This is a genomic window from Methylobacterium sp. GC_Met_3 (assembly GCF_026540775.1).
Taxonomy (GTDB): domain Bacteria; phylum Pseudomonadota; class Alphaproteobacteria; order Rhizobiales; family Beijerinckiaceae; genus Methylobacterium.
Window position 1 is genome coordinate 1 of sequence record NZ_JALNUL010000020.1, and the last position, 22167, is coordinate 22167.

28 protein-coding genes are annotated in these 22167 nt (G+C 67.1%); 19 read left to right on the forward strand and 9 right to left on the reverse strand.

Features of this window, described 5'->3' with window-relative positions:
• Positions 1-409: 409 nt before the first annotated feature.
• Positions 410-631 (reverse strand): hypothetical protein, encoded by a 222-nt coding sequence (locus tag OXS27_RS20420; RefSeq protein WP_267358417.1) that lies wholly within the window; start codon positions 629-631, stop codon positions 410-412.
• A 107-nt stretch (positions 632-738) separates the two neighbouring features.
• Between OXS27_RS20420 and OXS27_RS20425 the strand changes: the two genes are divergently transcribed.
• Genes OXS27_RS20425 through OXS27_RS20445 form a run of 5 tightly spaced genes read left to right on the forward strand, consistent with a single transcriptional unit; the run spans position 739 to position 6366 of the window.
• Positions 739-1125, forward strand: coding sequence for a hypothetical protein (locus OXS27_RS20425; protein ID WP_267358419.1), 387 nt, complete (start codon positions 739-741; stop codon positions 1123-1125).
• On the forward strand, positions 1122-2678 hold the full coding sequence (locus OXS27_RS20430; protein WP_267358420.1) for a hypothetical protein: 1557 nt from the start codon (positions 1122-1124) through the stop codon (positions 2676-2678). Before OXS27_RS20425 ends, OXS27_RS20430 begins: the two co-directional genes overlap by 4 nt.
• Position 2679: 1 nt before the next feature.
• Complete coding sequence (locus tag OXS27_RS20435; RefSeq protein WP_267358421.1) at positions 2680-3366, forward strand: hypothetical protein; 687 nt, start codon at positions 2680-2682, stop codon at positions 3364-3366.
• Positions 3363-3668 (forward strand): hypothetical protein, encoded by a 306-nt coding sequence (locus OXS27_RS20440; RefSeq protein WP_267358422.1) that lies wholly within the window; start codon positions 3363-3365, stop codon positions 3666-3668. Before OXS27_RS20435 ends, OXS27_RS20440 begins: the two co-directional genes overlap by 4 nt.
• 1 nt (position 3669) lies before the next feature.
• Complete coding sequence (locus tag OXS27_RS20445; protein ID WP_267358423.1) at positions 3670-6366, forward strand: hypothetical protein; 2697 nt, start codon at positions 3670-3672, stop codon at positions 6364-6366.
• A gap of 30 nt (positions 6367-6396) precedes the next feature.
• Here the strand turns inward: OXS27_RS20445 and OXS27_RS20450 are convergent, their stop codons facing one another.
• On the reverse strand, positions 6397-6786 hold the full coding sequence (locus tag OXS27_RS20450; RefSeq protein WP_267358425.1) for a hypothetical protein: 390 nt from the start codon (positions 6784-6786) through the stop codon (positions 6397-6399).
• Between the two features lie 277 nt (positions 6787-7063).
• Here OXS27_RS20450 and OXS27_RS20455 point away from each other — a divergent pair, with 277 nt between their 5' ends.
• Complete coding sequence (locus OXS27_RS20455; protein ID WP_267358426.1) at positions 7064-7666, forward strand: hypothetical protein; 603 nt, start codon at positions 7064-7066, stop codon at positions 7664-7666.
• Positions 7667-7915: 249 nt separating this feature from the next.
• On the opposite strand, the gene OXS27_RS20460 is transcribed toward OXS27_RS20455, so the two are convergent.
• The gene (locus OXS27_RS20460) at positions 7916-8131 is read right to left on the reverse strand and encodes a helix-turn-helix transcriptional regulator (RefSeq protein WP_267358428.1); all 216 of its coding nucleotides are present in this window, start codon (positions 8129-8131) and stop codon (positions 7916-7918) included.
• 172 nt (positions 8132-8303) lie between these two features.
• Here OXS27_RS20460 and OXS27_RS20465 point away from each other — a divergent pair, with 172 nt between their 5' ends.
• The 6 genes from OXS27_RS20465 (at position 8304) to OXS27_RS20490 (ending at position 10338) form a co-directional block, all read left to right on the forward strand.
• On the forward strand, positions 8304-8558 hold the full coding sequence (locus OXS27_RS20465) for a hypothetical protein (protein ID WP_267358429.1): 255 nt from the start codon (positions 8304-8306) through the stop codon (positions 8556-8558).
• A 10-nt stretch (positions 8559-8568) separates the two neighbouring features.
• On the forward strand, positions 8569-8808 hold the full coding sequence (locus tag OXS27_RS20470) for a hypothetical protein (protein ID WP_267358431.1): 240 nt from the start codon (positions 8569-8571) through the stop codon (positions 8806-8808).
• Positions 8805-9026 carry a hypothetical protein gene (locus tag OXS27_RS20475; RefSeq protein ID WP_267358432.1) on the forward strand — a complete coding sequence of 74 codons (222 nt, stop codon included), beginning with the start codon at positions 8805-8807 and terminating at the stop codon, positions 9024-9026. The genes OXS27_RS20470 and OXS27_RS20475 overlap by 4 nt, the downstream gene beginning before the upstream one ends.
• Positions 9023-9478: a hypothetical protein gene (locus OXS27_RS20480; RefSeq protein ID WP_267358433.1), complete on the forward strand. Its 456-nt coding sequence runs from the start codon at positions 9023-9025 to the stop codon at positions 9476-9478. Before OXS27_RS20475 ends, OXS27_RS20480 begins: the two co-directional genes overlap by 4 nt.
• Entirely contained in the window at positions 9469-9678 is a 210-nt protein-coding gene (locus tag OXS27_RS20485) for a hypothetical protein (RefSeq protein WP_267358434.1), read from the forward strand. The genes OXS27_RS20480 and OXS27_RS20485 overlap by 10 nt, the downstream gene beginning before the upstream one ends.
• A gap of 423 nt (positions 9679-10101) precedes the next feature.
• Positions 10102-10338: a hypothetical protein gene (locus tag OXS27_RS20490; RefSeq protein ID WP_267358435.1), complete on the forward strand. Its 237-nt coding sequence runs from the start codon at positions 10102-10104 to the stop codon at positions 10336-10338.
• Positions 10339-10360: 22 nt separating this feature from the next.
• Here the strand turns inward: OXS27_RS20490 and OXS27_RS20495 are convergent, their stop codons facing one another.
• Complete coding sequence (locus tag OXS27_RS20495) at positions 10361-10750, reverse strand: hypothetical protein (protein WP_243927336.1); 390 nt, start codon at positions 10748-10750, stop codon at positions 10361-10363.
• Positions 10751-10934: 184 nt separating this feature from the next.
• Between OXS27_RS20495 and OXS27_RS20500 the strand changes: the two genes are divergently transcribed.
• From OXS27_RS20500 to OXS27_RS20510, 3 genes are all read left to right on the forward strand, one after another.
• The gene (locus OXS27_RS20500; RefSeq protein WP_243927333.1) at positions 10935-11171 is read left to right on the forward strand and encodes a DUF4170 domain-containing protein; all 237 of its coding nucleotides are present in this window, start codon (positions 10935-10937) and stop codon (positions 11169-11171) included.
• Positions 11172-11333: 162 nt separating this feature from the next.
• Positions 11334-12278, forward strand: coding sequence for a ribose-phosphate pyrophosphokinase (locus OXS27_RS20505; RefSeq protein WP_243927331.1), 945 nt, complete (start codon positions 11334-11336; stop codon positions 12276-12278).
• A gap of 163 nt (positions 12279-12441) precedes the next feature.
• Positions 12442-13329 (forward strand): hypothetical protein, encoded by an 888-nt coding sequence (locus OXS27_RS20510; RefSeq protein WP_267358439.1) that lies wholly within the window; start codon positions 12442-12444, stop codon positions 13327-13329.
• Between the two features lie 18 nt (positions 13330-13347).
• Here OXS27_RS20510 and OXS27_RS20515 read toward each other — a convergent pair whose 3' ends face one another.
• Together OXS27_RS20515 and OXS27_RS20520 are read right to left on the reverse strand one after the other, a co-directional pair.
• A complete protein-coding gene (locus OXS27_RS20515) occupies positions 13348-13623 on the reverse strand; it encodes a YiaA/YiaB family inner membrane protein (protein WP_243927327.1) in 276 nt (91 codons plus the stop codon).
• A 62-nt stretch (positions 13624-13685) separates the two neighbouring features.
• Positions 13686-14414, reverse strand: coding sequence for a PspA/IM30 family protein (locus tag OXS27_RS20520; RefSeq protein ID WP_267358440.1), 729 nt, complete (start codon positions 14412-14414; stop codon positions 13686-13688).
• 103 nt (positions 14415-14517) lie between these two features.
• Between OXS27_RS20520 and OXS27_RS20525 the strand changes: the two genes are divergently transcribed.
• Positions 14518-15144 carry a TetR/AcrR family transcriptional regulator gene (locus tag OXS27_RS20525; protein WP_267358441.1) on the forward strand — a complete coding sequence of 209 codons (627 nt, stop codon included), beginning with the start codon at positions 14518-14520 and terminating at the stop codon, positions 15142-15144.
• Between the two features lie 4 nt (positions 15145-15148).
• On the opposite strand, the gene OXS27_RS20530 is transcribed toward OXS27_RS20525, so the two are convergent.
• Entirely contained in the window at positions 15149-15361 is a 213-nt protein-coding gene (locus tag OXS27_RS20530; protein ID WP_267358442.1) for a hypothetical protein, read from the reverse strand.
• Positions 15362-15648: 287 nt separating this feature from the next.
• Between OXS27_RS20530 and OXS27_RS20535 the strand changes: the two genes are divergently transcribed.
• From OXS27_RS20535 to OXS27_RS20545, 3 genes are all read left to right on the forward strand, one after another.
• Positions 15649-16692: an ABC transporter substrate-binding protein gene (locus tag OXS27_RS20535; RefSeq protein ID WP_243927321.1), complete on the forward strand. Its 1044-nt coding sequence runs from the start codon at positions 15649-15651 to the stop codon at positions 16690-16692.
• A gap of 188 nt (positions 16693-16880) precedes the next feature.
• The gene (locus OXS27_RS20540) at positions 16881-17873 is read left to right on the forward strand and encodes an ABC transporter substrate-binding protein (RefSeq protein ID WP_267358444.1); all 993 of its coding nucleotides are present in this window, start codon (positions 16881-16883) and stop codon (positions 17871-17873) included.
• 612 nt (positions 17874-18485) lie between these two features.
• Complete coding sequence (locus OXS27_RS20545) at positions 18486-19190, forward strand: cell cycle transcriptional regulator TrcR (protein ID WP_243927317.1); 705 nt, start codon at positions 18486-18488, stop codon at positions 19188-19190.
• 17 nt (positions 19191-19207) lie between these two features.
• Here the strand turns inward: OXS27_RS20545 and OXS27_RS20550 are convergent, their stop codons facing one another.
• Positions 19208-20233, reverse strand: a complete 1026-nt coding sequence (locus tag OXS27_RS20550; RefSeq protein WP_267358490.1) for a histone deacetylase family protein — start codon at positions 20231-20233, stop codon at positions 19208-19210.
• 44 nt (positions 20234-20277) lie between these two features.
• Positions 20278-21666, reverse strand: coding sequence for an HD domain-containing phosphohydrolase (locus OXS27_RS20555; protein WP_267358445.1), 1389 nt, complete (start codon positions 21664-21666; stop codon positions 20278-20280).
• Positions 21667-22167 lie beyond the last annotated feature (501 nt).

Below are 22167 nucleotides of genomic sequence, written 5' to 3' on the forward strand. Positions count from 1 at the left end.
AAGAGACAGGTGGGTGGGTGGCAGACCCAAGGTGGGGTGGAGGGCCGTTCAGAGATCGGGTGCCGGAGGTCAGGGGCCGGACCTGATGCGACCCAGCTGGTCGAGCGCTGAGGACGAATGTCTGATGCAGCTCCCGGCCGGAGAGCGCAGCACGTTCAAACCGCACTGCCCGAAAAAATATGCGCGGGCGAAGGCATGTTTTCCGCTCTTTGCAGGCCCGGCAGCGCGGCTGCCCACTGAACAGCAGCCGCGAGGTGGGTGACCGATCCCCCACCTTCACGGCGACGGGCTAGAACCGGCCGCGGCGGATACATCATCCGCCTCGAAGGCCAGAAAACATAGCTTCGGCAACGGCTTAAATTTCGGCGCCGAACGCTACCCACATCTTCCCCCACGATTGAGGGCATTTCTAACCGGATGACTCGCCGATCACGGCGGTATTGATCTCAGCCTGTGCTGCAGCCTCCAGCTGACTGACGCTCATCTGTTCACGATCGTCATCGAAGACGCGGACGTTCCAGCCCTGCCGGACCAACCGGTTGTGCTGCTCGAAGGCTATCCACGCTGAGGCACACCGAAGATCCTTCTTTGCGCGGCCGAGCGCTGCTCGGATCATATAGCCGTGTTCCACGTCCACCTCCCGCCCGCGGCTAGTCCATGCAAGCGGCAGACCTCAGCATCACAAACGGCCGTGACACAATATAGCAAATGCTATATTAGTTAGCCGATAGCACGCGAATGGATGGGCTCAGTGCCATGAAGGCCCGGGGACGCAGCAAGGTCACCAACGGCAACAGGCTTCTGCCCGATGTGGATGGCCGGACGGTCTGGGCGCGCCGGATGCGCGACCTGATCCACGCGCACACAGCCGACCTCGGCGGCGACAGCGAGATGTCGGAGGCCGAGCGCAGCCTCGTGCGCCGGGCCGCCACCTTGGCGACTGAGCTGGAGCGGCTTGAGGCGCAGTTCGCAGCCGCCGGTGCCGCTGATCCCGAGACCCTGGACCTCTACGGCAGACAGGCTGGCACGCTGAAGCGCATCCTCGAAGGGATCGGCCTGAAGCGCCGCCCACGGGACGTGACGCCAGACCTGCGCCACTACATCAACGCGAGGCCGGCGGCATGAACCTGCTGGAAGCCATGCGCGACCCGAAGCTGTTCGGGCCCTGGTTCAAGGACGCTGACACCTGGGCGGCCTGGAGGGCGTTCGTAGGCGCCCTGTTCGGCTTGCCCCTGTCCGAGGCCGAGGCAACCACCTACCGCGCCTGTACGGGCCGCTCTGAGGCTCCTGAGGCGGCCTTCACCGAGGCGTGGCTCATCTGCGGGCGCCGCGCCGGCAAGAGCTTCGTGCTGGCGCTGATCGCCACTTACCTCGCCGCGTTCCGCGAGTACCGTCAGCACCTCGCCCCGGGCGAGCGGGCGACGATCCTGATCATCGCCACGGACCGTCGCCAGGCCCGGACGATCATCCGCTACATCCGCGCCCTGCTCACCGAGGTGCCGATGTTGGCCCGCATGGTCGAGCGGGAGACGGCTGATGAATTCGACCTCATCAACCGCGTCACCATCGAGGTCGGGACCAGTTCATACCGTGCCGTCCGCGGCCGCACGCTCGCCGCCGCCTTGGCCGACGAGATCGCGTTCTGGCCCACCGACGATGCGGCCGAGCCGGACTACGCCATCCTCGACGCGCTGCGGCCCGCGATGGCGACGATCCCGAACGCCATGCTGCTGTGCGCCTCGTCGCCTTATGCCCGCCGTGGCGCCCTTTATGACGCTCACCGCCGGTACTACGGTCGGGATGGTGCACCCGCCTTAGTCTGGCAGGCCGAGACCCGGGCGATGAACCCGACGGTCCGTCAGTCGGTGATCGACGAGGCGTTGGAGCGCGATCTCGCCAGCGCTTCGGCTGAGTACCTCGCGGAATTCAGATCCGACGTGGAGAGCTTCGTCTCCCGGGAGGTGGTCGAGGCCGCCATCCCGCCCGGCATCGCCGAGCGCCCGCCGGTCACTGGCGTGGCCTATCGCGCCTTCACGGATCCATCCGGTGGCGCGTCGGACTCCATGACGCTGGCGATCAGCCACCAGGCCGGTGAGCGGGTGGTTCTGGATGCCGTCCGTGAGCGCAAGGCGCCGTTTAGCCCAGAGTCGGTGGTGACGGAGTTCGCCGGCCTGCTGAAGCGCTACGGGCTCTCCAAGGTGACGGGCGACCGGTACGCGGGCGAGTGGCCCCGGGAGGCGTTCCAGCGCCACGGCATCACCTACGTGCCGTCGGAGCGGCCCAAGAGCCAGATCTACCTCGACCTGCTGCCCAAGCTGAATTCCGGCGAGGTCGAGCTACTCGACGTGCCGACGCTGGCCGCACAGCTCGTCTCCCTAGAGCGCCGCACGGCTCGCGGTGGCCGGGACAGCATCGACCACGCCCCCGGCTCTCACGACGACGTGGCGAACGCCGTGGCCGGCGCCCTGGTGATCCGCACGCAGGCCGCTCCGGTCGCCCAGTTCGGCCACTACACCTACAGCAGGGGCGGCACGCCGAAGCATTCCGGACCCGCACCCGAATGGTTCATCCGCGGCGACAAGTACGCGCCCGGTGATCCTCGCTGGAAGCTGGAGATCGCGCAGGGACTGGTCTCCCGAGACGAAGCAATCGCCAAGGGTTGGATAAAGGAAGCCTAAGATGGACGAAGCTGAAATCCGCAACCGACGCTTGATCCGTCAGAACGTCATCGAGCGCGTGCGCGCCGACCAGCCTCACACCGGGTCCGTGGTAGCCTGCATCGATCGCATCTTCGACATTTCGGACCGGTTTCACGTTAAGCGATCCGAGATCGAGGCGGATCAGAAGCTCTCGACGGTCGGGCGCCGCGCCGCCCTCGCACAGGCTGTCCGCGCCGAACTGATGCCGGATCTGGCGAAGGCGACGCGGCCGATCCGCAAGGCTCTCGGCTACGCCGCCTCGCAACGAGCGGGGTTCGAGGATCCCGTGCGGGTCGACTCGACCGACCATGTGGGCGAGATGCGCCGACAGGAACTTCGCTCCTACCTGCGCAGCCTCCAGCCGCATGAGCGGATGAGCATGGCGAACGAGTTGGTGAAGGAGGATGCCGGCGCCGCCGCGATCCTCGACGCGCACCCGGCGCTCAGCGGGCTGCAGGAGCAATTCTATGGGCAGTTGCGCGCCCAGGTCGCCGAGCGGGTCAACGGGCCGAAGCTTACCGAGTTGGCCGGCATCGAGGGCGACTACCAGCAGGGCCAGGCCGCAGCCGGCATCCTGTTGAATGACCTTGTGGCGGCCTCCGGTCTGACCGCCAAGGCGTTCACGGAGGAGATGGCCCCGCTGGAACAGGCGGCGGACAGCGCATGACGACGTCTGCGGAGCGGCGCGCCCGCAGGCGCTGGCAAATCGGCGGGCCTGCCGATCCTCTCAACGGGGCCTTTGAGCAGTTGGTGATCTTCGCCGCGGCTGCGTCCCGGATGAGTGTCGTAGCCACGGCCGCAGGCAGCAGGTTTGCGGCTGCGGGTGGCCCGACCGCTGCTGAAGCTGAAGCACTGGCGCGCTGGGCTCTCCCGGCAGACGCCGCATTCCGGCGCGCGACCGTCGATCTCGAACGCCTGACCGGGCAACTCGCCGCCATCGCCTGTATAGACCTGACCGGAGACCGCTGAGATGATCACGAGCTACGAGGTCGGCGCGGTCTACCGCATCGTTGATCAAGCCTCCCCGACCCTGCTGAAAATCGTCGGTCTGCTGGAGAAGGTCTCCGGTCTCAGCAAACAGGTCGAGGCGCATTTCTCCGGCATCGGCGCGGTAAAGCTTGGCGGGCTCAACAAGAGCTTGAGCACCCTCGACAAGCACCTGACGGGGGTCGCCGAGAAGGCGGGTGTTGCCCGAGAGGGGCTGGTCAGCAGCTTCGCCAAGGCTGATACCTCGATCAACACGACGACGGCCGCGGTCGCTAAACTTACCGCTGAACTCGCGGCGGCGAAGACCGAGGCTGCGGGTCTCCGGATCCCGGCGGGCGGTGGCGGGCGTGTGCGCCCAGGCCAGGGCGGATTTGGCGGCGGCGGATCCCGTGCGGGCGGTCATGGCTCCTCAAGCGCGGCGGGCCATACCGGTCTTCAGCTCGGGGTGATGGGGTTCTTCGGCGCCGAGGCGGTCGGACACGGCCTCAAGGACGTGTTGCAGCACGCGAGCGAGCTTGAGCACGTCCAGCAGCAGATGATCCAGGGCGGCTTCAAGGAAGTCAATATTGCGAAGGCCCGAAATGCCGCGTGGGCGGAGGCCGGCAAGTACGGCTTGAACGTCGCCAAGGTGCTCGGCGACATCAAGGAACTGACCTTGCCGTTCGGCTCGATCGAGCACGCGATTGAGTTCATCGAGCCTCTTGAGAAGATGAAGATCGTTCTCAACGGTGTCTCAGAGGGCAAAGGCAATGCCTCTGCCGAGGCCGTTTACAAGATGGCTCGGGCGGGCGAACTGAAGGGACTTCAGGATCCCAAGGACTTCCTGTCCTATTTCGAGAACATGACCAAGGCGATCTCCGCATCTGGTGGAAAGATCACGCCTAACGATTTCATGCAGGCCACGAAGTACTCCAAGCTGTCCGGAATGGGCTTCAGCGAGGAGTATTTTACCAAGTACCTGCCGACGCTGATCCAGACCATGGGCGCGAGCACCGCTGGTACGGCGTCTCAGTCGCTCTTCAGCACCCTCGTGCAAGGCACGGTCACCAAGCGCGCCCTCGGCCGAATGGATGACTTGGGGCTCATTGGCGATCCGTCGAAAATCATCTACGACAACAAAGGCGACCCGAAGGGTTTCAACCCTGGCGCGGTCCAAGGGACTGAGCTTCTTGTCTCGAACCCATTCAAATGGGCGCAGACGGTCCTCCTGCCGCTTCTGGAAAAGAAGTACGGCAGCATCGACGACCCGGCCAATAAGCAGAAGGCGATTGAGGATCTGGGCGGCCTGTTCGGTAACCGGAATTCCGCGGCGGCCATCGCTGAACTCGCCTTGCGCGGCAAGACCTTCAATAAGGACGCGGCGCTCATTGAGCAGGCCCGCGGCCTTGGTGGCGCGGATCAGCTTCAGAAGGAAGACCCGAACAGCTCGGCGGCTCGCCTTCACGGGGCCTGGGAGAACCTCCTGACCGCGATCGGCGGGCCGGGTGTCTCCATCGCGGTCGCGGGCATGAACAGCTTGGCGACCGGCATTACCGCCATCACGAAGGTAGCGAACGAGCATCCGGGCGCGATGAAGATCGTCCTTGAGGGCGTGCTCGGTCTCGCAGGCGCACTAGCCGCGATAACCGTCGGCGGCGCGCTCGTCGGCGCTGCCGTCCTCGCCCCGACCGGCGCGGTCGTGGTCGCGGTGACGACCTTGGTCGGAGTGCTCGGGAGCATCGCGGCCTTTAACTGGAAAAGCCTGCTGTCCGCGCTGGATGCCGCCGACAAGGCGTTCAACGACGCCGCCTTGGCCCTCGGCACGGAGATCAAATCCTGGCCTGGCAAACTCGCCAGCGCTATCGCAGAGATGGGCACCGGCCTCGTCACCGCCATCGGCGATATGCTTAAGAGCCTGTTCAGCAAGCTCAACCCGTTCAGCAAGACGGCGTTTGAAAGCGGCGAGGGGTTCGGCGGTCTGATCCACAGCGCCAGCTTCGGCGGTGGCGCCAATGACAACTTCGGTGGAGCATCCGGCGTTGGTCGGGCGCTCGGCCGGTCCGGCACGGGCGGCATTGTCCCGCGCGGCGCTTTCGGTCCCGGCACTGGCGCGGGCGATAGCTGGTACGAAGCGATCATGCGGGCCGAGGGTACGGCCGGCAAAGACCCATACAATGTGGTGCTCGGGAATGGCCGCTACGGTCTGCCCAGCAAGCCGCTCACAGATATGTCGCTTGCTGAGGCTTATCAGTTCGGCCGAAGCGTTCGCGCTCGCCACGGGTCATCTTCGGCGATTGGAGCGTTTCAGATCGTCGGTCAGACCATGAAGAGCTTCATGGGCGAGGCTGGTCTCGGCTGGAACGACAAGTTCAGTCCCGAGAACCAGCGCAAGCTGGCCGAAGTGATCCGGCGCCACCAAGGGTTCGGCGCTTGGGAAGGCTTCAAGGTTCATCCTGGCGAGCTTCGGCATGCTCGCGAGTTGCACCCCTACGGTCAGCAGTCTGCCCCGACCGCCAGCGCACCGCCGAAGCCTCACCACGAGGAACTCCACGTCCACAACGTCTACATGGACGGGGAGAAGATCGAACGGCACGTCACGCGGCGGCAGGTTGCGAAGATGCGCTTCCCCTCAAGCGTCGGCGGCACGGACAGCTACGGCAACTGGCATGGCCCCGGCACGGCAGGAACGAAGGTCGCCTGATGGTTGACGGTACAGAGAAGTCAAGGGTGGCTATTGAGCTTTATCCGGATCGGGAATGTCCTCCGGTGGCAGGTTTTGATCGATCATCCGTGCGAGTACACGTGCACTCGTGGCTTCGATCCGAACCCCGAAATCTACTTGGTTCTCATCCACGAATTGAAGAGCAACCGTACCATCAGATGCTAGGCCGACGTCTTCCAGAGTGGCGTAGGGGACGAGCCACTCTGACTCTTCTCCAGGCTCTTGAGGCTTCAGCATGTCTTTGGCTTGCTTGGCGGCTAAAGAAAGCCCTCGCGCGACCTCGGCAGCTTCCTCGTCCGTGAAATTGATGGCGTAGCTGCCCTTGTCGGACTGGATCACGAAGCGCACGTGACCGGGCGTGGCCTGGAAAGTAGTAGGAGGCTTCTCATCACGCGGCATCGGTCAGACCCCAGTTCTTAGCAACCTCGTGCCTTGTCGACGGACGGTCGAGCTTACTCGGCATCAGGTGTCGCGTTGCGCCATAGATGCTACAGGTGCGATGGTGCCTGGGCTGGTCGCTTACACAACGCAGAGACGATTGGCGACGGTGTTCAGGCTGGAACGCTATCTCAGTAGAAATGGAAGACCCGTGGGGACCCCGATAAATCCAATAGGGTGGGATTTCGAAATAAAGAACAGAAAGACACTACAGACGCAAGTACATGGCTGGAACGATATGAAAAAAGAACCCAATCAGGATTTTGCAACCGCTGACATTGATTGGGACAAAACTAATCCTGATGTCGCTAAACACATTTTTACGCAAAGCGAAACCTATTTACGCGCGCAGATGCAGATCGCTTTGGACGCGGACAAGCGCGCTTTAGGCTTGGCGGGGTTTTTTACAACTTTTTCCACAGCCTTGATCGCGGCCTGCGTCACTTATTACAACGTAAATAAGGAATTCCATATCCTGGTGATTGGATTGATTGGTGCTTGTCTTGCTTTCACTTCGGCCGTTCTGAGTTACTACTCAGCTCGCCCAATGCTGATAGCACCGCCTGGGAATTATCCAGAAAGTTACTGGGCAGCTATTGGGGAGTCTGCAGCATATCTTTATGGACAAGAGGCACAAAATTATCAATCAAAGATCAAGTTCAATGAAAATTTTTTGAATACAAACGCGAGGTACGTTCGTTGGGCGATGCGTATATTCGTTAGTATACCGCTTGTACTAGTCATTACTTATTATCTTCACGATTTTTCATCACGTATGGACCAGGCGAAACTTTGGGCTTGTCAGGCTTCGGTGCTGCATCATGTGCTTGCTTGCGACTAGCAACATGTGACGTTCCGGTCCTGACACGATGCTCATCTAATTTTTGAGAACTACCAGTTTTCTTACCATGGTTGTTGTTTTTGTCGTCCTTTGCCATGACCGGTCCAGACCTTCCGCGATGTGGTTACTGCAATCCTTGTCTGAGCTACTCTTCTGTGGTGCTTTTCAAAATCGCGCAAGGCCTCGCAGGCCGTCACACGTACCGCTCACTTGGGTAGCCTTTCGATTTCAGGTGCTTAGCGGGGAGCATCAGTTCGCCCCCTCAGCCTTCCTCAGCCGCACCCCCGGCCCCTCGCCGTTCTCATCAATGAAAATGACACCAGCGGCTTCAAGCGCTGTCTGTAGGGCAGCGACGGTGCGGTCCTTCAGATCGTCGCCGCGCTCGAACCGAGCCACCGTGTCAGGGGACACGCCGGCTGCGGCAGCAAGTTCCCGGACGCCCAGGCCGAGCGCGGTCCGCGCCATCTTGCATTGGACAGCCTGCATTTCAGAACCCTGTTACGATTTCGGTTGACGGCCGTCCGAGGCAGGCGTAATCATAACCTCGTTCCGATTTCGGAACAACAACTGGTTTCGGCGCTCGTCGCCGGCCTCTCTAGAAATGTCCTGCAGCCTTCAGCCCCGGAGCACACCGGTTATGGCAATGCCCCCGCTCGCCCTGAAGTCGACTAATCGCCGGCTGGCCACCATCTATGCCCGCCCGCGGCCGGTGATCGAGCCTGATGAATCAGCGCCCGGCACCTTCGAGGCCTGGGAGGCTATCTCTCCTGTCCGCCCCGACACCGCCCACGTCCGGGCCCCGCGCTTTCTCGACTTGGCTGGCGAACTGCTGACCGCCACCCTCATCATCGCCGGGGGCGTGTTCGCCTACGGCTTCATGCCAGTGGCCTGAGGAGAACGGCATGAGCCATCATCCTGCTTTTCACCCGATCGCCGACATGGAGGATGACATCCTCGCGGTCGCGCGGTGGGCTGGAGTGCTCAACAACCTGGGCACATGCACAAGCTCGATCGATCCAGGTCAGATCTGGGTGATCAGCCACGCGCTGACCGACCTGGGTAGGCGGCTCGACGCAAGTTGGAACCAGGCTTTCGACGCCGCTGCCGAGCGACGGGCCCTAGGCCCCGGGAGGCCCGCATGAGCACGCCCCGCGTCGACTGGGGCAACATCCTCGCCATGGAGGATGACCTGCGAAACCTCGATCGTCTGGCCAACGTGCTGACGACGCTCGGCACGCACGACGACGACGTGGACCGCGACTGCATCTATGTGCTGGGCTGCATGCTCAGTCAGATGGCGAAGCGCCTGGAAGTTCGCTTCGACGCTATCACGCCGATCAAAGACGGAGGCTCCCGATGACCGCCGCACCACTGACAGGTGGGGTCGTCATGGCCCTTCCTTCCGACTCCGAACAACTGCCGGAACGAGAGGCGCAGTTCCTCGCCCTTACGCCGAGGATCCTGCCGCTGGCCAAGGCGCTGAACGCCGCCGCGCTGGAAGTCCACCGCCTCTACGAGGCCGGTGACGAGACCGCGGGACCATTCCCCGGTCACGACGACGGACCATTGCGCAGCGCCTGGATCAAGCGGAGCCACGCCGCCCGGGACGGCAACGGCTACCACGAGGCCTGGGCGACCATGAATGCCGCTGACAAAGCGCTCACGCCGCTGGTGGACGGCTTCGATGAGGTCGAGATGACCACGCTACCAGCCATTCTGCTCAAGGCCATGCTGATCGGCCTGGGCGAGTGGTGGAAGGAAAGCGTCTCGGCCGACCTCCAGCGGTACGCGGAGGCTCAGCTATGCGCCTGATGCTCCTCATCGGCACCCTGGCCGGCCACGTCGTCGGCTTCGTCGGGCTCGGCCGCAGGCTCCTGCTGGCTTGGCTCGCTCATCGCGATTTAGAGCGAGCCAAGCTGCTGCTGCGACGATCTGACCGACGATACACAGCTTCTTGCCTGTCCCGGCTGCCCATCAAGGCGAGTGGTGTGCCCCGCGTGAATCGTCCGTGAAGGACTCACCCATAAGCCCAATTAAATCAGGGTCTTAGGGTCTGAATCGTTGTCGGAGGGAATCACCCCTCCGGTTTCCGCCATCGTCCGCTCACGTCCGCGACATGCCGCCATATCGGCATGGGTCAGTGTGTGGGTAGGCTCATTCATTCGAGCGTTAAGTATGGGTAATCATTACGTAAAGACCGCCACTGTGGCGGACATCCGCTTCCGCCAAGATCCCTATCATTCAGACCTATAACCGAGTCGTTATTGGTCCTGAGGCGACACACGCGCTACAACCGGCGATCATGATCCGCCGATATGGTCGTTCCTGGCCGTCTCCGCGTTGATTCGATCCCGCACTGGTGCCCCCGTGAAGAACCGGTCCGCCCTCCCCGCCCCGATCCCGCCGGCCGCCGGCCGCGAAGTCTGAGGCCGGTCATGCTGGACACGCTCGTCGCGCTCTTCCCACCCGGCCTCCGCGAGGCGCTGCGCACCCGGGCGGCGCGGCGGCCTGTCGACCGGGCGCCGGTCGGGCCGAGTCCGCTGCCGGACTTCGGCGCGAAGCCGGCACCGATGCCGGTGGTCGCCCCGCCCTCCGCCACGAACGACAATCCGCTCCGGGCCGTCCACGACGCGGTGGAGCGGGACCTGCGCGCCAGCGGCCATCTGCGCTGAGGATCGTTCGCGCTGACGTCCGTCAGCGCCCGGCCGGTCCGGGCCGGTCGACCGCCCCCGCCTCGACCCAGTGGCAGGCCGTGGTGTTCCGGAGGCTGGCGCAATCATAGCTCCGGCCGCCGAGCGAGACCCGGTCGGCGATGCCGGTGACGTCGCCCCGCGCCATGACGGTACAGCCGAGATGGTCCGCCTTGGGATCGGCCAGCAGCGCGGACGCCGCCGGCGCGCCGTCGTGCATCAGCATCCGGTAATTGGCCAGCGACGGGCAGCCGATCACCGGCGGCCCGCCCCGCCGGTCGGCGGTCTTGTCCGGACCGGGCCGAGCCGGCGCCCGGCTTGCCGTCTGGCTGGAGGCCGGCAGGACCGACAGGCCGAGCGCCAGGACGGCGATGCGGAGTGAGACACATGTCATGACGTGCTGATAGCATGTTGCGCGGCTGGTCTTGCAGCGCTGGTCTTGCAGCTCCCGCAGGACGCCTGAAAAGCGGGCCTGCGGCAGAGGCGGGGCTCGGATACGGCGTTTCAGGCTTGACCGAAGCCGTGCCATTTGCGAGCGCCGCGGACGCGTGTGGACGGCCGAGCGCGGAGGAGTGACCATGACGACGGCGATCGATAGCGACCAGAAGCTCCACTTGGTCTTCGGCGGCGAGTTGCAGGATCTCGACGGCATCCGGTTCCGGGATCTCGCGAATCTCGATATCGTCGGCATCTTCCCGGATTACGCCTCCGCGCAGGCCGCGTGGCGGGCCAAGGCGCAGGCCACCGTGGACAGCGCCCAGACCCGTTATTTCGTGGTCCACCTGCACCGGCTGCTGGAGCCGCCGGCCGTCTGAACGGGGCACGGCCTGTGCGCGGCATCCGTAAGGACTGCGTGAAGGCATTGTGACACTTCCGGCCCGCTGCTAAGAGCCTCGCCCGTCATCGCATCGTTCCGGCCTGCAAGGGCCGGCCATCGGAGCGCGGCGGGCAGACCGGCCGCGAGTGAGCGGCTGCCCATGAAATCCTCGATCAAGATCATCGCCGGGAACTCCAGCCGGCCCCTGGCCGAGGCGATCGCGGCCTATCTCGAATTGCCGCTCGCCAAGTGCATGGTCCGGCGCTTCGCCGACATGGAGATCTTCGTCGAGCTGCAGGAGAACGTGCGCGGCGAGGACGTGTTCATCGTCCAGTCGACCTCGTTTCCGGCCAACGATCACCTGATGGAACTGCTGATCATGATCGACGCCGCGCGCCGGTCGTCGGCGCGGCGCATCACGGCGGTGATCCCGTATTTCGGCTACGCCCGGCAGGACCGGCGTACCTCGGGCCGGACCCCGATCTCGGCCAAGCTGGTGGCGAACCTGATCACCCGGGCGGGCGCCGACCGGGTGCTGACCCTCGACCTCCATGCCGGCCAGATTCAGGGCTTCTTCGACATCCCCACCGACAACCTGTTCGCCGCCCCCGTGATGGTGCGCGACATCAAGGAGCGGCTGCCGAACGCCGACCGGATGGTGGTCTCGCCGGACGTCGGCGGCGTGGTCCGGGCGCGGGCCATCGCCAAGCGGATCGACTGCTCGCTCGCCATCGTGGACAAGCGCCGGGAGCGCCCGGGCGAGTCCGAGGTGATGAACATCATCGGCGAGGTCGAGGGCCGCTCCTGCATCCTGGTCGACGACATCGTCGATTCCGGCGGCACCCTGGTCAACGCCGCCGAGGCGCTGCTCAATGCCGGCGCCAAGGACGTCTCGGCCTACATCACCCACGGGGTGCTGTCGGGGGGCGCGGTCTCGCGCATCGCCGCCTCGCGGATGAAGGAATTGGTGATCACCGATTCGATCCAGCCGACGCAAGCGGTGAAGCTCGCCCGCAACATCCGGGTGGCGACGATCGCGCCGCTGCTCGGCGAGGCGATCGGGCGCACGGCGACGGAATCCAGCGTCTCCAGCCTGTTCGACTGAGCGCCGGACAAAGGCATGGTTTCGAAAGGTCGAGACCGTTCGCGGAGCCCGGATCTTCGTCGGGGCCTCGCCCTGACACCCCGCCAAAGGGCACGCCCTTTGGAAACCCGGGTCGCAGTACCACCTGCGCGCGAAGGCCCTATGTGCTCAGCCGATACGGGGTTTGGTTCGGGAGCGGACACTGGGTCGGGCGCACATCATCGGCATCCACGGGCTCGCCAACAAGCCGCCGCGTGACGAGAAGGCGGGCTGGTGGCAGGCCGCGATCCGCGAGGGGCTCGACCGCAATCGCGGGATGCACGTGCCGGAGGGCCGCCTGCGCTTCACCTTCGTCTACTGGGCGGATCTGCGCTATCCGCAGCCGCTCACCGACGACAGCAACCGCGAGCCCTACCGGCCCGATTACGGGCTCGGCCCGTTCCCCTCGCCGGCGGGCGATCCCGAGAGCGCCGCGCCGACGCTCACCGACCGGATCTACCGCAGCCTGTCGCACCTGCAGGAGGCCGCCGGGCTGACCCCGGTGGACGACCTGATCCTCGAATACCGCCTCGACGACCTCTGGGGCTACTACACGGATGCGGGCTTTCGGGCGGCGGCCCGGGAGCGCCTGCGCGCGGTGCTCGCCGAGGCCGCCGGCGACGACGTGCTGATCGCCGCGCATTCGATGGGCGGCCTGATCGCCTACGACGTGCTGCGCGCCGCCGAGGCGGACGGGACCCCCCTGCCCCGCTGCGCCCTGGTCACCCTGGGCTCGCCCCTGGCGCTGGCCGAGCTGAAGCTGAAGCTCGCCGACGAGCACGGTGCCCTGCGCGTCCCGGCGGCGCTGACCGCCTGGACCAACCTGATGGACCGCCAGGACATCGCCACGGTGGGCGACGACCTCGCGGAAATCTACGCCCCGAACGCCGCCGGCGTGCGGGTCCGGGACGTGCCGGTGATCAACGCCTACCAGAGGCCGGACGGCACCGAGAACCGGCACAAATCCTACGGCTACCTGCGCACGCCGGAATTCTCGACGGTTCTGGAAGAGTTTCTGGGCGCCGCTGGCTGAGCGGCGCCCGCCCGGGTCTCAGAGCCGGCCCGGGATCGCTTCGCGCAGGACGCGCTCGGTGGCGGCGTCCTCGATCTTGTTGATCAGCCGGTTCGCCTCGTGCTCGTCGCGCAGGGTCTTGGCCAGGGTGAAGGTCGTGCCCGTGAGGAACAGCGACGCCATGGCGAGGTAGCCCTTGATCCAGATATCCGCGGGCAGGAAGAAGATCCCGATCGTCAGCATGGCGGCTGCGGCGGCGAAACTGACCAGCGTGAAGGTCTTCCAGGCGCCGGTATGGGGCATCTGTGGGATCATGGTGCGGATTCCTGTTTGCTGTTCGAAGGATTGGGATGGATGCGGTTTGATCAGGTCGCGGCTCAGAGACCTTGTGGTGACGCGCTCTCTTGCGCCGAACCGGTGCCCACTTCGGCGGAGAGCGCTTTGAGGCGGTCGAGCACCGCCCGCGGGTCCGTGCGGGGGCGGCCGTAGCCGGCGGCTTCGAGGTCGGCCTCGATCCCGCCCGCGGCCTCGGTCTCCAGTGCGTTCAGCGCGGCGGCGACATCCGCCTCGGTCTCGTGCCGCGCGCGCAGGCGGGCCAGCGTCCGCTCCGCCTCGCCAAGCGCCCCCGCCGAGAGGGTCGTGGCCCGGCGGCCCTCAAGCCCCGCCCGGCGCAGCGCCTCGGTGGTGCGGGCGGTCTGGAGCCCGCGGTCGAGATCCCGCAGCCGCTCGCCCCCCTGTGCGACCAGGCGCTTCAGCCGCTCGACCTCGGCGGCGAAGCGGTCGGCGGCCTCCCGGCGGTCGGTCCGCTCGTCCTCCAGGGCGGCGATGTGGAGTGCCGCCTCGGTCCCGAGATCCATGCGGCCGTCGCCGAGCGCCCGCCGCGCCCCGTCCGACAGGGTGTCGATCCGGGTTCCGATCGCGTCGAGGGCGCGGGCCTCGGCGGCATGGTAGGCCATGGCCACGGCGAGTTCCCGCCGGGCGGTCGCCAGGGCGCCGGCGGCGTCCCGGATCTGCTGGCGCAGGATGGTCACGGCATGGGCATCGTGGATTGCCTGGGCGTTGTCGGCGATCACGCCGCGCATCAGGAGAGAGAGGGTCCTCGTCACGGTTCACCTCGCGGGAACGACGGTCCGGAGCCGGTCCGGATTTGATTGAACGTCGTTCACAAAACGAGGTAACCACGCGGCGGTGCCCGGCGCAAGGGATAAAATGAACGAGGTTCATAAAAAGATACGGGGGCGTCCGCGGAAGGCCTCGGTCGAGCGTGCGGCGGATCGCCAGGCCCTGATCGACGCCGCGGTGGCGATCCTGAACGAGGCCGGCGCGGGGGCGCTGACCGCCCGCGGCGTCGCCGAGCGGGCCGGCACGGCGGTCGGCTCGGTCTACACGCAGTTCGACAGCCTGGAGCTGCTGCGGCTGGAGGCCAACGCGGTCACGATGCGGCATCTTCGGGATGTCCTGGCGGGGGCGCTGGCTGCCTGCCCGTCGCGGGAGACGGAGACGCGGCTCCTGGCCCTGGCCGACGCGTATCTCGCCTTCGCGGCCGAGCACCATGCGGCCTGGGCGGCGATCTTCGAGCGCCGGACCGTGGCGGCGCCGGATTCGGTGCAGGCCGACATCGCGGCCCTGTTCGGGGTCCTCGAAGGGGTCCTGCGTGACGGCGGTGGCCTCGCCGGGCCGGCGATCCCCGTCATGGCGCGGGCGCTCTGGTCCAGCGTCCACGGCATGACCTATCTCGCCGATCTCGGCAGCCTCGGGCCGCTCGGCATGGACGACGTGCAGCCGATGATCGACGCCCTGGTCCGGGCGGCGGTCCGGGGCTTCTCCGGGAGCTGAACGCTCAGGCGGCCTTCACCGGCGTGCGGAACGCCCGGACCGTCTGATCGGCACCCTGGCGCAGGCCGCCGACATTCCCGGTGACGCCCTGCGCGCCCGTGGCGGCGCTCGACACCCCGCGGACGATCTCCCGGATCGCCGCGTTCTGCTCCTCCAGGGCGGCCGCGACCCGTAGGCCGTGTCCACGCGGTTGCGGGTCGTTGCGGGTCTTGGCCATGCGGTCCTGCTCGACCTGCGTCTTCGGGCTGACGCGCCGATGCCCGAGGCCGTGACGATGCCGACCAGCGCGGCCGCCGGGATGGGGTGGAGCTTCGCCCCGATGCCGATCCTCACCCGCGCGCCCGCACCGGTCGCACACGGTGCAAAGACATGACGCTTCGGCGCTGGCGGACGGTGGAGACGGGCGCGGGGCCTTGCGCTCGGCTGCGCGAGCCTGTCCATTCGTGTCCAATCACAAGCTCGGCACCGACACCCAGAAAACGCCGGGCCACAGGGAGAAGCGTCATGGTGCGTACGGGCTCGTTGCGGCTGGGCCGTGTCTTCCGGGCGGGTCCCGCCGTCCTCCTGCTGGCCGGGCTTGCCCTCGTCACCCCCATCGGCGTCGCCCCCGCCCGGGCCGACGACGCCAAGGTCCGGATCAGCCGGCAGCCGGGCTTCGTCTACCTGCCGGCCGTGCTCGCCGAGCAGCACAAGCTGATCGAGAAGCACGCCAAGGCGGCCGGTCTCGGTGACGTGGCGGTGGAGTGGGTGAACCTGACGAGCGGCGCCGCCGGCAACGACGCGCTGCTCTCGGGCAACATCGACATCGTCGACAGCGGCTCCACCAACATGCTGCTCCTGAACGACCGGACGCGCGGCGACGTGAAGGGGCTGTGCGGGGTCGGTTCGACGCCGATGCTGCTGCTCACCCGCAACCCGGACGTGAAGGACCTCAAGGACTTCTCCGGCAAGGACAAGATCGCCCTGCCCTCCGTGAAGGTCTCGTCCCAGGCGGTGCTGCTCCAGATCGCCGCCAAGAAGGCGTTCGGCCCCGAGAACGCGACCAAGCTCGACCCGCTCACCGTCCAGCTCGGCCATCCGGACGCAGTGGCGGCGCTGGGCAGCCCCCACAACGAGGTCAACAGCCACTTCTCCCTGCCGCCGTTCCAGCAGCGCGAATTGCAGGACCCGGCGATCCACACGGTGCTGAACTCGTACGAGCTGGTCGGCGAGCCGGTGAGCAACGCGATCTTCTACGCGCGGACGGGCTGGTTCAATCGCAACCCGAAACTCGCCGCCGCGATCGTGGCCGCCATCGACGAGGCCAATGCCGAGATCGCCAAGGATCCGCTCCAGGCCGCCAAGGACTACGTGGCGGCCACCAAAGAGAAGACCCCGCCCGAGACCCTGGTGGCGATCATGAAGGAGCCCGGGACCAACTTCTCGACCACGCCCTACGGCATCATGCTCCAGGCCCGGCACTTCTACGCGATGAAGACCATCAAGGCCGAGCCCAAGGATTGGAAGGACACGTTCTTCCCGATCGTCCACAACCTGCCGGGCCGGTGAGGCCGCGGCGGTCTGAGCCGTGCCGGGTTCCGACCGCGCTCTGACGATCGTTCCCGGCCGCCGACGCCGCGGCGCCGCCGCCAGGTGCGATCGCGCTTGACCGGTCTCGAATCGCGCGCCCTTGTCGCCGGCACTTGGCGGCTGGTCGCAAGCACTTGGCAGCTGGTCGCCGGCGAGGGGGGCGGCGCATGCGGCGACGGAACATCATCGGGCTGGTCGCGGGCCTCGTCCTGATCTCGGGCCAGCCTGCCGCCCCGGCGGCTCCGGAGCGGATCCGCCATGTGGTGGTCCTCTTCCCCATGCCGAAGAGCGACCCGCAATTCGGCGAGAACGAGCGGCTCCTGAGGAGCGCCCTCGTCAAGCACGGGTGGGCGGAGGGCCGGAACCTCGTGCTGACCTTCGCCTCCGTCGGCCGCGAGCCGTCGCAGATCGATCCGCTGCTGCCCGCAATCCTGACGCCCGAGCCGGACGTCATCGTCAGCCGCTCGACCGCGGTGGCGCTCGCCCTGCACCGACGGTCGCAGCGGACGCCGGTGGTGTTCACGCGGGTCGCCGACCCCGTCGGCCTCGGCCTCGTCGCGACGTTGCAGAAGCCCGGGGGCACCATGACCGGCCTGACCGGAACCGAGCCGTCCATGGGGCGCAAATGGGTGGGGCTGCTCCGGGAGATCGCCCCGGACCTGAAACGGGTGGCCTTCCTGATGCATGCGGCGAGCAGCCCGATCGCGCCGGTTCTGGCCGAATCGATCGAGCAGGTCAGCGCGTCCCTCGGGCTGGAGGCCGTGATCGTGCCCCTGCGCGAGCGCTCCGATCTGGAGCCCGCCTTCGCGAGGCTGGCCGCCCTGGGCGATGTCGGGATCCTGGTTTCCCCCGGCGCCTTCACCCTCGAGACCTGCCCCCTGATCGCGACCCTGGCGGCGCGCCATCGGATCCCGGCCGTCTACCCGTACCGGCCCTGCGTGACCGCCGGCGGCCTGGCCTCCTATGGGTCCGACGAGAGCGTGTGGTTCCAGCAGGCGAGCGACTACGTCGATCGCATCCTGCGGGGCGCGCATCCCGGAGACCTCCCGGTCCAGGCGCCGAGCCAGCTGAGCTTCATCCTGAACGCACGGGCTGCGGCGGGGCTGGGCATCGCCGTCACACCGGCCCTCCTGGCGCGGGCCGACGAGATCCTCGACTAGGGTCACTGCCACATCTCGGCTCCACCAGGGCCGGGGCGCCGGCCCTCCCGTCAATGCGCCTCCACCGGTCCGGCGGCGCGCAGGGGCTTCCTGAGATCGTCACCACGGCGTGGCTCGCCCCGACCCGCCAGAACCCATCCGCTGGCGGTGCGGCTGTTCCGCGACGGGGGCGCCCACACTGATGAGGCGTCCGGGATTGTTGTTGGCGCGCCCCGGTCGCGTTATCTTCAGGAGTGGGACCGGCGGCGGCTACCGCCGATCCCTGGCCATTACCCGTTAGGGTTTAGCCAACTCAAGAACATCGGGTGAATGGCGAGCCGGAGCTGAATCCTCCACTCGCCATTTCCGTTTCTTGAGACTGCCAGAGAGAAGACCATCTCTCCACACTCCCGGCCGCAACCGGCCGCGTGCGGCCTTCGCGGGTGAGTCGGTCGGGCTCCCGGCCCCAGTGAATCGACGCGCAGGCTCCGAACCCGCGATTGCGCCCCTCCCGGCCCCGGCCTATAGTGCCGTATCCCCATTCAACAGCGTGAGACGGGACATCCGGATCGACCATCCGGAGCCCGCGGCCCGATGCCCGGCCCCCGTCCCGCAGGCCGGAGCACGAGAGACATGTCCCAGGGTCCGCTGATGCCGAAGGCGACCGCCGTCTGGCTGGTCGAGAACACCTCGCTCGCCTTCGAGCAGATCGCCGATTTCTGCAAGCTGCACCCGCTGGAGGTGAAGGGCATCGCCGACGGCGAGGTCGCGGCCGGGATCAAGGGGCTCGATCCGGTCTCCACCGGCCAGCTCACCCGCGACGAGATCGAGAAGGCCCAGAAGGCGCCGCACTACAAGCTCAAGCCCGCCGTCTCCAAGGTGAAGCTGCCGGAGGTGAAGCGCACCACCAAGGGCCCGCGCTACACCCCGCTGTCCCGCCGCCAGGACCGGCCGAACGCCATCCTGTGGCTGCTGCGCAACCACCCGGAGCTGAAGGACGCGCAGATCATCCGGCTGGTCGGCACCACCAAGTCGACGATCCAGCAGATCCGCGAGCGCACCCACTGGAACTCGGGCTCGCTGCAGCCGATGGACCCGGTGACGCTGGGGCTCTCCACCCAGATCAACCTCGATTTCGAGGTCCAGCGCGCGGCGGCCGACCGCCCGGCCGCGGTGGCGGCCGATTCCGGCGCCTCGCTGCTGCCGACGGAGGTCTCCACGGCCCTGGACGAGCGGGAGCCTGAGGCGGATCACGGCGGCCGCGAGGAGCGGCTCGACGCGGATTCGGTCTTCGCCAAGCTCAAGGGCCGGCAGCAGGACGAGGACGACGAGGCGTAATTCGCCGTCCGCGGGGCCTATCGGGCGGCGTCGAAGGCCGCCAGGAAGGCCGCGAGGTTCTCCGGCAATGCCGCACAGAGGTAGCCGCCCTCCTGGACGAGGGCGGTGGGCAGCCCGGCCCGGGCGATCCTTTCCGCCGCTCCGGCGAAGCCCGACCGGGTGACTTTCAGGGCGCCGATCGGATCGTCCGCCGAGGCGTCGAGGCCCAGCGCCACCACGAGCCCCCGCGGCTTCTGCGCGGCGATCGCCGCGAGCCCCGCCTCCACGGCTTCGAGCCAGGGGGCGTCGCCCGAGCCCGGCGGCAGCGGCAGGTTGCGGTTGAAGCCGATCCCCGCCCCCGTACCGGTCTCGTCGGCATAGCCCGCGAAGAACGGGAAGTAGTCCGACGGATCGGCATGGACCGAGACCGTCAGGACATCCGCGCGCCCGTAAAAAATCCCCTGCGTGCCGTTGCCGTGGTGGACGTCGATGTCGAGGATCGCCACCGGGCCGCCGGTGTCGGCCAGCATCCGGGCGGCCGCGATCCCGCTGTTGTTGAGGAAGCAGAAGCCGCCGGCGGAATCCGCATAGGCGTGGTGGCCGGGCGGCCGGCACAGGGCGTAGGCGTGACCGTCTGCGAGCGCCGAGTCCGCGGTCGCGACGGCGCATTGCGCCGCGCCGTAGATGGCGGGCCACGTCCCGGCGCGGATCGGCGTCGAGGTGTCGGCCATGTAGAGGCCGGCGAGCCCGAGGAGCCCCGTAGGCCGCCGGTGCATGTGCGGCCGGGCGAAGACGCCGCTGAGGATCTCGTCGCCGATGCCCGGCATCTCGCCCCGGCGGGTCCAGGCCTCGGCCAGGAATGCCACGTAGGCGGGATCGTGCACCGCCCGGATCGGGTCCAGGCCGTGATCGCCGGGCTCCGCGAGGGTGTGGCCGCCCCGCAGGGCCGCATCGCGCAGGATCGCGTAGCGGTCAGCCTGCTCGGGATGCGGGATCGGCGTGCCGCGCCGCCAGTAGCGTTCGGGATCGTGCCGGGCTGAGTCGGGATTGTGGAAGACGCGCATCCCGGCAGGGTACGGCATGAGGCCGGAAACCGGAACGCGCCGTCTCAGGACCGCCCGAGGGTCGAATCGTCCGGCCGTGCGGCGATCAGATGCGGTGGACCGTTCCGTCGGTGCGCAACACCGTGGGGCAGCCCGTCGCGTCGACCGGGCGTCGGGCCGCGCCCAGGGAGATGTGGCCGGCCTGCGCGATCGCCGGCCGCGTCATCCGGCGCGTGTTCACGGCGAGGCTCCTTCGGTCGTTTGTGCGGATCCCGGGTCAGCGGCGGAACCGGTGGCGCGTCGTCCGGGGCGATCAGGCTGTGCGGATCGCGCACCAGCCACCCGGACGGGCCCGGCGGCTCGGCCGCGATCTCGCGGAGCAGGGTCGGGACCCGCGCCCAGGGCTCGGTGACCGGCCGGATCGCGGCTCGCTCCTGGCCGCCGGCGACGCGGATATCGGCCCAGCGGGCGCAGAAGGCCGCGATGCAATCCGGGTCGAAATGGCGTCCGCTCTCGGCGCGGAGGGCGTCCAGGGCCGCCTCGAAGGGCATCGCGGCCTTGTAGGGACGCTGCGTGGTCAGGGCATCGAACACGTCCGCCACCGCGACGATCCGGGCGGCGAGCGGGATCGCGGTCCCGGCGAGCCCGTTCGGGTAGCCGCCGCCGTCCCACCGCTCGTGATGGGCCTCGGCGATCTCGGCCGCGAGGCGGATCAGCTCGGATGCGCTCCCGCCCAGGATCCGCTGGCCGATGGTGGTATGCGTCTGGACCACGGCGAACTCGTCCGGATCGAGCCGCCCGGGCTTCAGCAGGATGCTGTCGGGCACGCCGACCTTGCCGACATCATGCAGAGGCGCCGCGAGATAGAGGCTGCGGCAGGCATCCGGGGCGAGCCCCAGTTCCTCGGCGATGATCTGGCTGTAGCGGGCGACCCGCCAGGTATGGTCCCCCGTGTCGCTGTCGCGATACTCGACCGCGAGGGCGAGGCGGAAGATGATCTCCTCCTCGCGTTCGCGCATGTGGCGCAGGGCGGCCTCGACCTCGCCGTCGAGCCAAGCCGCCTGCTCGGACAGCCGCCGCACGGCCTTGGCAAGGCGGATCATGTTGCGCAGCCGCACGGTCAGCTCGACGCCCTGCATGGAGGTGTCGAGGAAGTCGGTCGCGCCGGCCTCCAGCGCGGAGAGCCGCACCGCGTCCGAGATGTTGTCCGCCAGCATCACGATCGGCACCTGGGCGTAATGCGGGATGGTCCGCATGCACCGGATGAAGGCGATCCCGTCCATGGTGCGCAGGTGGCAATCGACCAGGACGAGGTCGAAGGCCCGGATCTGCGCCTCGACGAGCGCGGCGCCCGGATCGGCGTGATCGGTCACGCTCACGTCGGGCTTGGCCTCCAGCAACTGGCGCAGCCTCAGGCGCATGACCGCGCTGTCGTCGACCAGAAGCGCGTCCATCAGGGGCTCCCGGGCGGCGGCTTCGGTGCGTCCGGCGCGGGGCCGCGCGCCGGGCCGTGCCGCTGGCGGTCCATCCGGAGGGACGTCGGACATCCCGGTCGCGACCCTAGTGGTCCGGACCCTTGTGGTCGCGGGCGGATCGGACTCAGTCCCGGGGCGGGCATGCGCAAGAGATTTGTCATTGATGCGGACGATCCAGGGGCTGTCTTATAGATTTGGATTGCCTCGCGTTAAAAGGAGGTAAATAATTATTCTGCGATCTTGAGTAAAGGTAACTCAGTATCCAGATTTTTTTCTGGTAAGTTTGTAAGAGGATCTGCGTATCGGTGCGTCGATTGCGGGTATAAAAAATCAAAGCTCGCGACGATAGTGCATATCCAGCTGTTGCGTCGCCACGACCGGGAACAGGATTGGATGGCCGCAAGGGTGGTTATCCCCCGCTGGCGGGTCCTGCATCCGGCGCGCTGACACGGGGACGGGCTGGGGCTACCGTCGGTCGCC

What these genes read in the sequence shown, in the direction of transcription:
- OXS27_RS20555 (WP_267358445.1), bottom strand. Translation starts at nt 21,666, where the DNA reads ATGGACGCGCTTCTGGTCGACGACAGCGCGGTCATGCGCCTGAGGCTG.
- OXS27_RS20465 (WP_267358429.1), top strand. Translation starts at nt 8,304, where the DNA reads ATGGCAATGCCCCCGCTCGCCCTGAAGTCGACTAATCGCCGGCTGGCC.
- OXS27_RS20440 (WP_267358422.1), top strand. Translation starts at nt 3,363, where the DNA reads ATGACGACGTCTGCGGAGCGGCGCGCCCGCAGGCGCTGGCAAATCGGC.
- OXS27_RS20495 (WP_243927336.1), bottom strand. Translation starts at nt 10,750, where the DNA reads ATGACATGTGTCTCACTCCGCATCGCCGTCCTGGCGCTCGGCCTGTCG.
- OXS27_RS20425 (WP_267358419.1), top strand. Translation starts at nt 739, where the DNA reads ATGGATGGGCTCAGTGCCATGAAGGCCCGGGGACGCAGCAAGGTCACC.
- OXS27_RS20445 (WP_267358423.1), top strand. Translation starts at nt 3,670, where the DNA reads ATGATCACGAGCTACGAGGTCGGCGCGGTCTACCGCATCGTTGATCAA.
- OXS27_RS20515 (WP_243927327.1), bottom strand. Translation starts at nt 13,623, where the DNA reads ATGATCCCACAGATGCCCCATACCGGCGCCTGGAAGACCTTCACGCTG.
- OXS27_RS20505 (WP_243927331.1), top strand. Translation starts at nt 11,334, where the DNA reads ATGAAATCCTCGATCAAGATCATCGCCGGGAACTCCAGCCGGCCCCTG.
- OXS27_RS20490 (WP_267358435.1), top strand. Translation starts at nt 10,102, where the DNA reads ATGCTGGACACGCTCGTCGCGCTCTTCCCACCCGGCCTCCGCGAGGCG.
- OXS27_RS20480 (WP_267358433.1), top strand. Translation starts at nt 9,023, where the DNA reads ATGACCGCCGCACCACTGACAGGTGGGGTCGTCATGGCCCTTCCTTCC.
- OXS27_RS20455 (WP_267358426.1), top strand. Translation starts at nt 7,064, where the DNA reads ATGAAAAAAGAACCCAATCAGGATTTTGCAACCGCTGACATTGATTGG.
- OXS27_RS20485 (WP_267358434.1), top strand. Translation starts at nt 9,469, where the DNA reads ATGCGCCTGATGCTCCTCATCGGCACCCTGGCCGGCCACGTCGTCGGC.
- OXS27_RS20525 (WP_267358441.1), top strand. Translation starts at nt 14,518, where the DNA reads ATGAACGAGGTTCATAAAAAGATACGGGGGCGTCCGCGGAAGGCCTCG.
- OXS27_RS20460 (WP_267358428.1), bottom strand. Translation starts at nt 8,131, where the DNA reads ATGGCGCGGACCGCGCTCGGCCTGGGCGTCCGGGAACTTGCTGCCGCA.
- OXS27_RS20535 (WP_243927321.1), top strand. Translation starts at nt 15,649, where the DNA reads ATGGTGCGTACGGGCTCGTTGCGGCTGGGCCGTGTCTTCCGGGCGGGT.
- OXS27_RS20550 (WP_267358490.1), bottom strand. Translation starts at nt 20,233, where the DNA reads ATGCGCGTCTTCCACAATCCCGACTCAGCCCGGCACGATCCCGAACGC.
- OXS27_RS20450 (WP_267358425.1), bottom strand. Translation starts at nt 6,786, where the DNA reads ATGCCGCGTGATGAGAAGCCTCCTACTACTTTCCAGGCCACGCCCGGT.
- OXS27_RS20540 (WP_267358444.1), top strand. Translation starts at nt 16,881, where the DNA reads ATGCGGCGACGGAACATCATCGGGCTGGTCGCGGGCCTCGTCCTGATC.
- OXS27_RS20500 (WP_243927333.1), top strand. Translation starts at nt 10,935, where the DNA reads ATGACGACGGCGATCGATAGCGACCAGAAGCTCCACTTGGTCTTCGGC.
- OXS27_RS20530 (WP_267358442.1), bottom strand. Translation starts at nt 15,361, where the DNA reads ATGGCCAAGACCCGCAACGACCCGCAACCGCGTGGACACGGCCTACGG.
- OXS27_RS20475 (WP_267358432.1), top strand. Translation starts at nt 8,805, where the DNA reads ATGAGCACGCCCCGCGTCGACTGGGGCAACATCCTCGCCATGGAGGAT.
- OXS27_RS20435 (WP_267358421.1), top strand. Translation starts at nt 2,680, where the DNA reads ATGGACGAAGCTGAAATCCGCAACCGACGCTTGATCCGTCAGAACGTC.
- OXS27_RS20430 (WP_267358420.1), top strand. Translation starts at nt 1,122, where the DNA reads ATGAACCTGCTGGAAGCCATGCGCGACCCGAAGCTGTTCGGGCCCTGG.
- OXS27_RS20470 (WP_267358431.1), top strand. Translation starts at nt 8,569, where the DNA reads ATGAGCCATCATCCTGCTTTTCACCCGATCGCCGACATGGAGGATGAC.
- OXS27_RS20545 (WP_243927317.1), top strand. Translation starts at nt 18,486, where the DNA reads ATGTCCCAGGGTCCGCTGATGCCGAAGGCGACCGCCGTCTGGCTGGTC.